We start from the raw sequence: 11775 nt of genomic DNA on the forward strand, positions 1-11775 counted from the left end.
TTAAAGTGAAATGAATTTGCACTACATGAATGAACCTGATGATCGGGGTAGGGTTTAGGTTGCAGCAGGGAGGAGGTAGAGGCCGGGTTGAGCGTCGGCAGGGGGGAGGAGTTGGGTGCTGCTTTTGACGTTTTGGGCGGCGCAGAGGTCGGCAAAGGCAAGGAGGCTATCGAGGCGGGCGGTGAGTTCGCTGATGGTGTCGAGGTATTCGGCAAGGGCGATCTGACGGCGTTGCCAATGTTGATCGATGTGGGGTTTAGTGCGGTGCATGGTGAGTTCGACTTCGGCTTCGGTGCGTTTGCGATGGGCGCGATCGCTCCCTAGGTTTTGATCAATGGGGGAAATGCGGATGATGCGATCGACGCGCTCGGCGGTGATGTGGGGTTTGAAGAGGGGGGTGGCGAAGCGTTGGGCGGTGTTGAGTTCGGGGCGTGGATCGTGGATGATGGTGCGGCCCCAGTTTTCGGCATGGTTTTGGAGTTGGGGGACGGTTTCGCGGAGGATGTCTTGTGCGTCTTGGATGTGGCCATGTTTGAGGAGGAGTTGGGCTTCGGTGGCGGTGGCGACGGCCCAGCCTTGGGTGGCGATATCGACGAGGAGGAGGTTATTGGGTTCGGGTTGGAAATTAACACGGATTGCTCACCCGACTTAATGCGTAAAACCCCGCCACTCATTTCATCATTGAGAATAGGCGCAATCTTACGGCCAATCAGCGCATTAACAATCGTCGATTTTCCCGATGAAGTCGTGCCTAACGTCGCAATCGATAACGTTGGATGATCTAACCGCTCTTTCGTTTGATCAAAAACGGGTCTGAACTCATCGATCAGCGAAAGTACAGCAGAATTATCAGCAATGTCAGAATGCTCAATGCCAGCTAATTGGACGATGCTATTCCCTATTTCGCGGAACAGTTTACGGACTTCTGTAAATAATTCTTCAACGGATTGAGCCATGAAATTCTCCAAAAACGGTGCGGAGTAGACAAAGTAAGCGAACCCAAGTAACCGAACTCAACGAATAACCCTGCTCCCAAAGGCACTCAGCGCACCTGCGAAGCCAAAATCTAACCCAAGGAAAAAATTTTGCTGTTGCGGGACAGGACAAGTCAATCAAAAATACCCCCAACCGTAACACACCCCCCGGCAACCCGTCAACCCTTGACCGGGAGCGATCGCCCCTAGCCCCTCGAAAAGAGCGATCGCGCTCCCCCCTGTTAGAGTTGTTGCCCATCCTGAGGAGGGAGGCGATCGCCACTACATCATCAACCTCGTAAAACGCATCGTCCGCGTCAGTATGGAGACAGTGGCGATCGTCAATAGCTTGCCACCCTTGAATGAGTTAAACTGAAAATATCAATCAAACTAACGAAAAATGAATGATAGCGGATCTTTAAAGCAAAATCGAATTGATTATATTGTTAGTCTATCCAAAGGCCTTGTCGGTACAGTTCCTGTAGCTGGCTCTCTGCTAGCCGAAATATTAACTGTGTCAATTCCTAATCAGCAAATAGACAGAATTATTAGATTTGCTGAAATCTTAATTGTCAACCCCATCGGTTGAAATGCAGAGCAGAGTCTGCGATCGCTCCGCCATCGAATGGATCATGGAACGCTACAAAATCACCAAACACAAAGAAAGCGGCATCCTCAACGACCCCAACCAATGGAGCGACGACCCCCACTACATCATCAACTTAGTAAAACGCATCGTCCGCGTCAGTATGGAGACAGTGGCGATCGTCAATAGCCTACCCCCCCTGAACGAGTTGAAATAAAGAGGCATACCCCTGTTAGAGTTTTGCCCGTCTTGATTGATGATGGGAGCGATCGCCCCTAGCCCCTCGAAAAGAGCGATCGCACTTCCCCCTGTTAGAGTTGTTGCCCATCCTGAGGAGGGAGGCGATCGCCCCTCCTCAATGGGAAAATTATCTTTAGGGATCAATCATTCCCAATTCCTCCTGATTCAAAAGATTTAAATAAGCCGCATAAACAAAAACACGATTACGCCGTTGACCCGTTAACTCCTCCACAATGCCCACAGTAATCAACCTTTCCACCGCCTTAGAAACCGTTGGCACAGTCAAACCACTACCTTTAGCAATCTCCTTCAAACTGCATAACGGACGCTCCCGCAAAACCGCCAACACCGCCAAAGCACTCCGCACCCCAGCACCCGAAACCTGTTCAATCAGGCGATCGCGATCCTGATTAAACAAAATCGTTAACCGCTGCACCAATTGCACAGCCTCCGAAGCCGTCACATAAACCCCTTCCAAGAAAAAATCTACCCAAGCCTCCCAATCCCCTTCCCGCCGCACTCGATCCAACAAATCGTAATAAACCGAACGATGCTGTTTAAAATAAAGACTCAAATAGAGCAACGGTTGACTTAACAATCCACCCTCCCGTAACAACAACACAATCAATAAACGCCCTAAGCGGCCATTGCCATCTAAAAAAGGGTGAATCGTTTCAAACTGCACATGAGCTAAAGCCGCTCGCAACATCATCGGCAAAGAATCTTGATGAAAAAACTGTTCCAACGCCGCCATACAATCCCTCACCGCTTGGGGCGGTGGCGGTACAAAACGAGCATGACTCGGACGAGTTCCCCCAATCCAGTTTTGAGACTTGCGAAATTCCCCCGGTAACTTGCCGCTCCCCCGCCCACTGGCCATCAATTTCTCGTGCATTTCCAACAAAAGGCGATTACAGAGGGGAAAACCGCCCTCAATGCGTTCCCTCAATTTGGGAAGAAAGCACCGCCTCGCGCCGCACATAGGCATAGAGAAAAAGCTGAGGATTGGGCAGCAGCATCGAGACACTATCCAAACGCCCCAAGGCAAGCGTCGCCTTTTCCAGTAATTGCTGTCTGCCGCTGTCCAGATCCAAAGGGGGGATCGGCGGCAAAGGCTTGGGAATAAAGGCTTGAACAACCTCACCCCCCGCTACAGTCTCCACAAAATACCCACTACTATCCCGCCGCATTTGCCAAAACCTTTAATAAGAATTGCCCTTATTAAAGATTTTGCCATTTTTTTTAATAAGAGAGGCCAGGCCATTGAGGGGCGATCGCCCCTAGCCCCTCGAAAAGGGCGATCGCGCTCCCCCCTGTTAGGGTTGTTGCTCATCTTGGCACTGGCTTATTAAAGTAGGATGATTCTTGGAATGTCTGCTGTACAAGGGTTTCAGTCAACGAAAAACCAGTGATCCAACTTTAGGAAACCAGTGCCCAAAATCACCCTAAGCGGCATCCCCCTAGCTGCCTATGAATACAAAGTCTGCGATCGCTCCGCCATCGAATGGATCATGGAACGCTACCAAATCACCAAACACAAAGAAAGCGGCATCCTCAACGACCCCAACCAATGGAGCGACGACCCCCACTACATCATCAACCTCGTAAAACGCATCGTCCGCGTCAGTATGGAGACAGTGGCGATCGCGAATAGCTTGCCACCGCTGCATGAACTAAAATAGCTTAATTCTGCCAAATTTTCCGATCCTGCCAATCTCCAGGAAAATCCATCACAGCCAAAAATTGAGGAGATTCATGCAATAGCTTAAGCATTTTTTTCCTCCACTGATGATCTGGAGCAATCTTGTCCATCAAATACAAAAAAATAACCAGTGTATTGTAAATTTTTCGTGAATTTTTTACAAATTGATTAGCTAAGGAATGTTTTTGATTCTTGATTAACTTCGGTAATCGCTTAAAATCACGATTCCACAATCGGGAGTGATGAGCGCAGGTATTCCGAACCATACTTAAGTGATTTGACACTCCACTGCCTAAAGGCGAGTGGATTCTTTCCTCATAGACTCTTGTCTAGCCAATCAGAAATTGACCCCGACAGAACGTCTCCGAAAGCATTTTGAATCACGGGCTGTCCGACCGCGATTAATCCACGATTTCTTATAACTTGACTGGCCGCCACATCCCTATTGGTTTTATATCCACAATTAGGACAATTATGAACCCTTTTAGAGCATCAGCGTCAGATGCAGAGTCGCCAAGGGCACAACAATGCTCAACGGTTGTTCGGACTAACAGCGATACCGACGGCAAATCAGATCCATGATTACGGCCATGATCCTAGAGAAAGAATGGAAATCTCAATAAACTCCCTTTAATGATGTGATCCGTCAACCACTTTGACAAAAAATTTTTTGTAAATTAACATTGAATTTAATGATTTAGCCTAAATCCTGCTATGACCGTCAATCTTCGTGATATTCATCCGCTCTCAGAGTTTCAGCGTAGCGCAAAGGCATTTTTAGCAACCCTCAAAGCAACACAAGCCCCCATGGTGTTAACCGTCAATGGCAAAGCGGCGGTTGTCGTACAGGATGCCGAAAGCTATCAAAACTTGCTCGATCGCCTCACAGTCTTGGAGTCCATCGCAGGGATTCGTCAAAGTGTCGCAGAGTTTGAACAAGGGCAGGGAATGCCCCTAGATGAGGCGTTTATGGAATTGCGAGCCAAGCATGACCTACCAGATTGAGATTTCCCCAACAGCGATCGCCGATGTTGAGGCAATTTTTTTATGGATTAAGCAATATTCAGCAGATCGGGCTTACCGATGGGTGCGGGGATGCTACGAAATCATGTTGAAATTAGAAAAGTTTCCCAATCGTTGTGCCTTAGCGATAGAAAGCCAGCACATGGAGCTTGTCGTGCGTCAGTTATTGTTTGAGCAGCAATATCGCATTTTGTTCACCGTACAGGAGGCTAATACTAGGCTGGAATTGTGAACATTTGAGCCGGTTAATCGCCACAGACCAACCCAGATGTTACCAAAGTCGTCCCATCCATTGGCTGTGTAACCTCACCCCAGAAGGCGATCATAAAACCGCCCAAAAAATCTTCCAAGACTATTTAGAAGAGTTGATCCCCTAAAGGGAGGGTGAAATAAAAGGTACTCCCTTCTCCGAGAATACTTTCTACCCAAATTTTGCCCCCATGTTGTTGAACAATTTCTCGACAAATGGGTAAACCTAAACCCGTTCCGCCTTTTTCCCGGGAGTCGGAAGCGTCTACCTGTTGGAAACGGCCGAAAATAGCCTCTAGTTTATCAGCCGGGATGCCCCGACCGCGATCGCGCACATAAAATTGAATCTCCTCTGTTCCAGCAACTACCCCAATCCAGACGAAATTCTCAGGGCGAGAAAACTTAATCGCATTACTAATCAAATTCGTTAAGGTCTGTTGAATTTGATCGGGATCGACTTGTAGAGGAATCGAAGGAGGGGGAGAGGGGAGGGGATGGTGATCCACTTCCAGTTTTAGGGTAATCCCCTCTTGTTCAGCCATAGACTGCATGGCATCCTTAGCACTTAACATTAACTCCGGAGCATTACAAGCTTGTTTGCACATTTCCACTCGACCCGAGGCAATGCGTTCAAGGTCAAGGATATCATTGAGCAATCGGGTTAAACGTTCGGTGTTTTTGACCGCAATACTGAGCATCTGTTGTCCTTTGCTGTCCAAAGTGCCTAAGCGCCCGGTGGCCAATAATCCCAAAGAACCGCGAATGGAAGTCAGGGGGGTGCGGAGTTCATGACTGGCAATGGAGAGGAAATCATCTTTCATCTGTTCAACGGCCTTGCGATCGCTAATGTCCACCATGACCCCAAAATACCCCCGCACTCCCCCATCCCCTGTTTGGTCAGGAATAAAGGTGACGCTGATATAACGACTTTGACCATTAATTTTGGGGGTTTGTAGTTCAAAGTTGATCTTCTGTCCCGCTAAGGCCGCTTGAATATATTTTTGAATAAAGGGATAGAGATGTCCTAACACTTCTTCAGCAGAACGTCCCGTAATTTGATCCCTAGACAGACCAAACCAATCCCCATAGGTTTTATTGTGGAAACGATAGCGTTGCTCTGCGTCTACATAGGAAATTAACACCGGGAGAGCATCCGTAATCAGACGCAACTGCATTTCACTGCGTCGGAGTGCTAATTCAGCTAAAAGGCGATCGCGAATTTCCTGTTGTAGCTTAGTATTAGCACGACGGAGTTCTGCGGTGCGTGCAGTCACTAACTCCTCTAGATGGTTCAGCAGTTTCGCCTGAGATAAAGCAATGGCAATTTGATCCACCAAAGCCGTTAATAATTCGATTTCATCTTGATGCCAAGGGCGAATATCTTGACATTGATGGAGTACCAATTTTCCCCAGAGTTGGTCTTGATAAAAAATGGGGATCACTAACTTAGCCTTCACTTGTAACCGGGTCAAAAAGTCCTGTTCTGCCGGGGGAAGTTCTAGGGCCGTCACATCAGGAATCACCAGCACCTGATCCTGTTGTAAAGTGGTGATGCCCTTATGCTGCATAATATCGTCATAACAGCCTTGAGATTCCACCGTAGGCCAGGGATCTAAGACCACTTCCCGAATCGAATTTTTTAGGCCGTCGGGTCTTTCCTGCACCAATAACACCCGATCTACATTTAGAACGCGCTGTACCTCTATCACAGTGGTTTGTAGAATATCTTCTAAATCCAAAGATTGACGAATTTTTAACGTCAACTCAGACAGTAATTGCACCCGTTCATAGGCTTTTTGTAACTTTTCTTCCGCTTCCACCCGAGCCGTCACTTCAGCCCGTAAAATATGGTTGGCTTCCCGGAGTTGGGCAGTACGATTGAGAATCCGTTCCTCCAGTTGACTGGTTAAGGTTTGTAATTCCAGTTCCGCTTGCACTCGGTCGCTAATATCCCGAGCGACCCAAATCACAAATTGTTGAGGCAGGGGGGAGATACTGGCATCAAACCAGATCGTCTGCTCCCCATTGTCCAAACTATAATCAAAGCTCACAGTTTGGTGAGACGCGATCGCCTCCTCCACAGGTCGCCAGAACTCCGCCCGACAATCGGAGCCAAAAAACTTACTAAAAACCTCACTCACCACATCCCGTTCCCCATACAATTTACTGTAATTAGTGGGCATAACCTGGATTTCCTGTTTCCGGGCATTAATCACTAACACCACATCCGTCATAGCCTCAAAAATGCCCCGCATTTCTGCTTCATTAGCCCGGAGTTTCTCCTCCACCATTTTACGCTGGCTAATATCCCGAGCCACCACCACCACCGCCTGCTGAGAAATGGGAGAAAAACGCCCATCTAAGCAAATTTCGTCCCTGTCCACGGTCACAGTATATTCCAAACTGGTGGGCTGTCCCGTGGTGAGACTCTCCTGAATACAAGCTAAATGAGCTTGGGTGAGTTCAGGGGTAAACCGTTCTTGCAAAGACTGTCCGGGGTATAAACTTTGTCCCTGTTGTAGGGCTTTGGCCTTAGTGTGAGCCACCTTAACACAGCGTCCGGTGCGATCGCGAATTAACACCAAATCATCCATTGCCGCTAAAATCGCCTGTAATTCCGCCTCCGTTTGTTTATGCTGCATAATCGTCCCCAACTGAGTCGCCACCGAGAAAATTAACTCCGCCAGACGCTCATCTTCCGGTAAAGGATTGAGGGAAAAAGACTGGAAGCGGAAAAACACCAACACCGCCAACACCCGACCCGGTTCCGGGGGGTCAATCGTCAGAATCGGGGGAATGACAATCGGCACCGCTAACCCCGCTTGAATGCCCCGTTGTTCCGCCAATCCCCGCCGATTAAAGTAGTGCAGGCCAATATTGCGGTCTAAAGTATCCCCGAGTTGGAAAAACTCCGGTTCCCCCTGTAACCACACATGACCCGGCAAACCTTCTCCCCGCTCAAAGGTTAACCCCTCACTTTCAGCCCGGAACGCCTGCATATTTTCCTGTGTCTCTCCTTCTATGGTAGGTTCTATATACCAAGCGGGACTACATTCCAGACGTTCCCCATCTAAACTAGGAATCCACACCTCCCCATACCCCCAGCCACTACTGAGACAGACCTGCTCTAAAGCCGCCGTTAGCGCGCTGTCAAGGTCGGGAGCATTGACAAAGGCTTGGGTAATATTGAGCAGTAATTGAGTTTCTTCTGCCGCCCGTTGCGCCTCACTGATATCTTCCATCAAGCCGAAAATAAACTCTACCACCCCGCCTTTTTTCACCGCACAAACCGTTAAACGACCCCAGACTAAACTGGTATCCGAGCGAATATAGCGTTTTTCCACCGAATAGGCCTGGGTGCGCCCTAATAGTAAATTCTCAAAGTCTTGGGCATCTAAATTTACATCCCTTGGGTCCGTAAAAGAATCGAGGGTTAGGCCTTGTAACTCCTCTGCCAAGTAGCCCAGAAAGTCCTGAAAAGCCGCATTAGAATCCATCAACGTCCCATCTAACGCCATCACAGCAATCCCGAGACTAGCACTTTCAAAAATGGCCTGAAACCGGGCTTGGGCGGCAAATAATTCTTCTTGAATGGTCTTGCTTTCGGTGATATCTCGGGTGACAAATAACACCGTATCTTCCGACATCGGGGAAATATTGGTCGAAAACCAACGCAAGGCCGGCCCCATCATCAAACTATATTCGAGGCGTTGGGTAGTGCGATCGCTTAAAGCCCGGTCAATCGCCTCCTGATGGAACGCCGCCAACTCCTCCGGTAACACCTCAGCTAAGGTTTTATTCAGCAACTCCGCCGGAGGTTTGAGGAAAAAATTCGACTTCGTATTGGTAAACTTTAAACAACGCCCCTCCCGGTCATACAGACTAATCAAATCATCCATCGTGGCGAAAATCGTTCGTAACTCCGCCTCCGTTTGTTTTTTCTGAATCACCGTACCCAATTGGGCTGTAATGGCCGAGACAAACTGTAATAACCGTTCCTCATCCCCCTCTAGCCCATCCATAGACTCACAACGGAAAAACACCAACACCGCCAAAGGAGGAGGACTCAACGGCATCTCCCGATAAACTTGATGCCCCGAGGCCTCATCCCCCCTTCCCCAATCAGGACAATGCTCCGGGGTTCCCCTACCCCCCCAAATGGGAATCGCCAAAGCCATTTTAAAACGACAAGCTTGGGCTAAATCCTGACGCACCAAAGACTCCCCATCCCTTAAATCCTGAAGATAAACCTGCTCACCCGTCGCCCAAACCCGCCCCGCCAAACCCTCTCCCCGGCCCAGGGTCATAGTCTCACTCGCCTCTTGAAAAGCCTGAATCCGTTGATATATTTCCGGATAGTCAGCTAACTGTGCCTCATGAATATAACTCGCTAAACTACACTCCAGACAATCCCCACTACTGCGGGGTACCCAAGCCTCTCCATAGGTCCAGCCACTACTCACACAGAGTTCCGCCAACGCCGCTTCCAAAGCCAGTTCAAAGTCCGGTGCATGATTAATCGCCTGTGTCACCCGTAACAACACTTGGGTCGCCTCTTCCGCTTTTGCCCGTCGCACTGCCTCCCCTCGACGACGCAATTCCCCTTGATGCCCCATGATATACTTGCCCAAACTCTGAGCCATTAACTCTAAAATTTCCACATCATGACACTGCATCTGAGGCGTTTCTGTTTCTAAATAGCGCGGCAACGGAGAACAAAACGTTAAACTCCCATACACTTGACCATCCACCCAAATGGGAGTCCCGATATAAGACCCCAAATGCTCCGTTTCCCGAGTTAAATCATCATAGATTAGAGTTTGTTGTTGTTCAATGACCCGTTGCGTCCAAGGTTCATGTCCCGTCACTTCCCCATCAGTTAAAGACTCTTGAGCTTGACAAATTAAACCCGAACTCGACCGGGCTTCAATCATGCCCTTCGTAAATCCTAATAACTCACAACCTGTTTTTAAATAGTCTTGGGCTAAGTTCTCAAAATTCTGATAAACTGTCCTATGTAAACGGTGTAATTCCCGTAAGTCTCCACTAAAACGTTTTAACTGTTCATTTTGAATTTTTAACTGTCGATTCGCCGTTAAAAGACGGAGTTGATTATTAACTCGTGCCACCACTTCCGCCTGTTGAAAAGGTTTCGGAATATAATCCACTCCACCAACACGAAAAGCGTGTACTTTGTCAACCTCATTATCTAAAGCACTAATAAAAATAATCGGAATATCTCGGGTTCTTTCATCGGCTTTGAGTTCTCGACAGACCTCATAACCACTTAAATCTGGCATCATAATATCCAGCAGAATCAAATCCGGCAACATGGCTCGTACTGCTGATAAGGCTAATTGACCATTAATAGCAGGCCGCACATCATAGCCCTGTTGGGTGAGTAAGGTGGTCAACAGACGCAAATTTGCAGGGGTATCATCTACCACGACAATGTTGTAGGTTGAATTGGGATTCTGCAAGGTCTTCATTGCTTAGTCTTTTCGCGATTAAAAAGGGGAATTCATAACTCTTGGGAAGCGCAACTGTTCATCAAAGATGATAGATCTCTTGGCAATCTGAACATTGAACAGGGGTGACGGTTCATGGGACAATGAGTGGGACAAAATTTCTGGCTGTCTCAACCCTTATGTTAACCTCTTCTTTATATCCTGTAACTTGGCAAGGCGATCGCGCTGTTCTCATTGATCAAACCCGTATCCCTCAAGAATACCGGACAGTGGAGATTACCAATAGTGAAAGCATGGCCGATGCCATCAAAACCATGATTGTCCGAGGCGCTCCAGCCATTGGAGTCGCAGCTGCCTATGGAATGTATTTAGGTTCTCAAGAAATTATCACCTCAGACCGAACCACCTTCCTCCAGCAACTTGAAGAAATTGCCCAAAAACTCCGCCAAACTCGCCCCACAGCCGTTAACCTTTTCTGGGCCATTGAGCGCCAACTCCAAACCGCCCACCACACCCCCGGCGACCTCACCGCCCTAAAAACCGCCCTCCTCGAAACCGCCCAAACCATCCAACGTGAAGACCTCGCCACCTGCCAAGCTATCGGCGACCACGGTTTAAGCATCCTGCCAGAAACACCGGAAAAACTCACCCTCCTAACCCACTGCAACGCCGGAGCCCTAGCCACCGCAGGCTATGGCACCGCCCTAGGTGTCATCCGTTCCGCTTGGCGCGCCAATCGTCTCCAGCGCGTCTTTGCCGATGAAACCCGTCCTCGTCTCCAAGGGGCAAAACTCACCGCTTGGGAATGTGTACAAGATAATATCCCCGTGACCGTGATTAGTGACAACATGGCCGCCCATTGCATGAAACAAGGGTTAATTGATGCGGTAGTGGTAGGAGCAGATCGGATTACCACCAATGGCGACGCTGCCAATAAAATTGGCACTTACAGTTTAGCCCTAGTCTCGAAAGCCCATAATGTCCCCTTCTTCGTAGCCGCTCCCCTGTCTACAGTAGATTTCAAGTTGGCCACCGGGGAAGAAATCCCCATTGAAGAACGAGATGCCCAAGAAATTTACCAAATTGGGGACAGTCGCATTTGTCCAGAGGGGGCGGATTATTATAACCCAGCATTTGATGTGACTCCGGCCCATTTAATTACGGCCATTATTACGGAAAAGGGGGCGGTGAAACCGGAGGAGTTAAAACAGTTTAAAGTCTAAAAGGTTCAAACACCTCTTGATGAGTATTATATTTACCCGTCTTTAGTTGCTTTTCTAAAAACTGTTCTTGTTCAGGAGTTAACGTAATTTGTATCATGTTCTAATTGACTTCTTGTTATTGCAAGTTAATAATTGCTACCACAGAACTAAGGAGTTGCTGGGAGAGTATGTCAAAGACTTAAGGTTGACGCTCCCATCGCTAAAAGCGAGGGATTCCCTGTTCAACCAGTTACCTTATCTACTAAGCTCTCACCTAATAGACAGTGGGTAGTCTGTCCGAGGGCTTAAATTTCTGTCCGCCCGACAGTAT

10 protein-coding genes and 1 pseudogene are annotated in these 11775 nt (G+C 48.3%); 7 read left to right on the plus strand and 4 right to left on the minus strand.

The annotated features are described in order from the left end of the window. Positions 1 to 54: 54 nt before the first annotated feature. Positions 55 to 270: a hypothetical protein gene (locus K4A83_RS12855; protein WP_265264979.1), complete on the minus strand. Its 216-nt coding sequence runs from the start codon at positions 268 to 270 to the stop codon at positions 55 to 57. A gap of 50 nt (positions 271 to 320) precedes the next feature. Beyond that, positions 321 to 956, minus strand: a complete 636-nt coding sequence (locus tag K4A83_RS12860; protein ID WP_265264980.1) for a dynamin family protein — start codon at positions 954 to 956, stop codon at positions 321 to 323. A gap of 608 nt (positions 957 to 1564) precedes the next feature. Between K4A83_RS12860 and K4A83_RS12865 the strand changes: the two genes are divergently transcribed. After that, on the plus strand, positions 1565 to 1777 hold the full coding sequence (locus tag K4A83_RS12865; RefSeq protein ID WP_265264981.1) for a type ISP restriction/modification enzyme: 213 nt from the start codon (positions 1565 to 1567) through the stop codon (positions 1775 to 1777). A 156-nt stretch (positions 1778 to 1933) separates the two neighbouring features. On the opposite strand, the pseudogene K4A83_RS12870 reads toward K4A83_RS12865, so the two are convergent. Then, positions 1934 to 2990: pseudogene (locus tag K4A83_RS12870) on the minus strand (Fic family protein). Between K4A83_RS12870 and K4A83_RS12880 the strand changes: the two are divergent. The 5 genes from K4A83_RS12880 (at position 2991) to K4A83_RS12900 (ending at position 4902) form a co-directional block, all read left to right on the plus strand. Further along, a complete protein-coding gene (locus tag K4A83_RS12880) occupies positions 2991 to 3152 on the plus strand; it encodes a hypothetical protein (protein ID WP_265264984.1) in 162 nt (53 codons plus the stop codon). Positions 3153 to 3230: 78 nt separating this feature from the next. After that, positions 3231 to 3482: a type ISP restriction/modification enzyme gene (locus tag K4A83_RS12885; protein WP_265264985.1), complete on the plus strand. Its 252-nt coding sequence runs from the start codon at positions 3231 to 3233 to the stop codon at positions 3480 to 3482. A 734-nt stretch (positions 3483 to 4216) separates the two neighbouring features. Next, positions 4217 to 4507 (plus strand): type II toxin-antitoxin system Phd/YefM family antitoxin, encoded by a 291-nt coding sequence (locus K4A83_RS12890; RefSeq protein WP_265264986.1) that lies wholly within the window; start codon positions 4217 to 4219, stop codon positions 4505 to 4507. Continuing rightward, entirely contained in the window at positions 4491 to 4757 is a 267-nt protein-coding gene (locus K4A83_RS12895) for a hypothetical protein (protein ID WP_265264987.1), read from the plus strand. Before K4A83_RS12890 ends, K4A83_RS12895 begins: the two co-directional genes overlap by 17 nt. A 4-nt stretch (positions 4758 to 4761) precedes the next feature. Next, entirely contained in the window at positions 4762 to 4902 is a 141-nt protein-coding gene (locus K4A83_RS12900) for a hypothetical protein (RefSeq protein ID WP_265264989.1), read from the plus strand. Here K4A83_RS12900 and K4A83_RS12905 read toward each other — a convergent pair. After that, positions 4882 to 10263 (minus strand): PAS domain S-box protein, encoded by a 5382-nt coding sequence (locus tag K4A83_RS12905; RefSeq protein ID WP_265264990.1) that lies wholly within the window; start codon positions 10261 to 10263, stop codon positions 4882 to 4884. The genes K4A83_RS12900 and K4A83_RS12905 overlap by 21 nt on opposite strands. A 158-nt stretch (positions 10264 to 10421) precedes the next feature. On the opposite strand from K4A83_RS12905, the gene mtnA reads away from it, so the two are divergent. Further along, on the plus strand, positions 10422 to 11465 hold the full coding sequence (gene mtnA, locus K4A83_RS12910) for an S-methyl-5-thioribose-1-phosphate isomerase (RefSeq protein ID WP_265264991.1): 1044 nt from the start codon (positions 10422 to 10424) through the stop codon (positions 11463 to 11465). Positions 11466 to 11775 lie beyond the last annotated feature (310 nt).

The sequence above is a fragment of the Spirulina subsalsa FACHB-351 genome (genome assembly GCF_026130165.1).
In the GTDB taxonomy this organism is placed as follows: Bacteria; Cyanobacteriota; Cyanobacteriia; order Cyanobacteriales; family Spirulinaceae; genus Spirulina_A; species Spirulina_A subsalsa_A.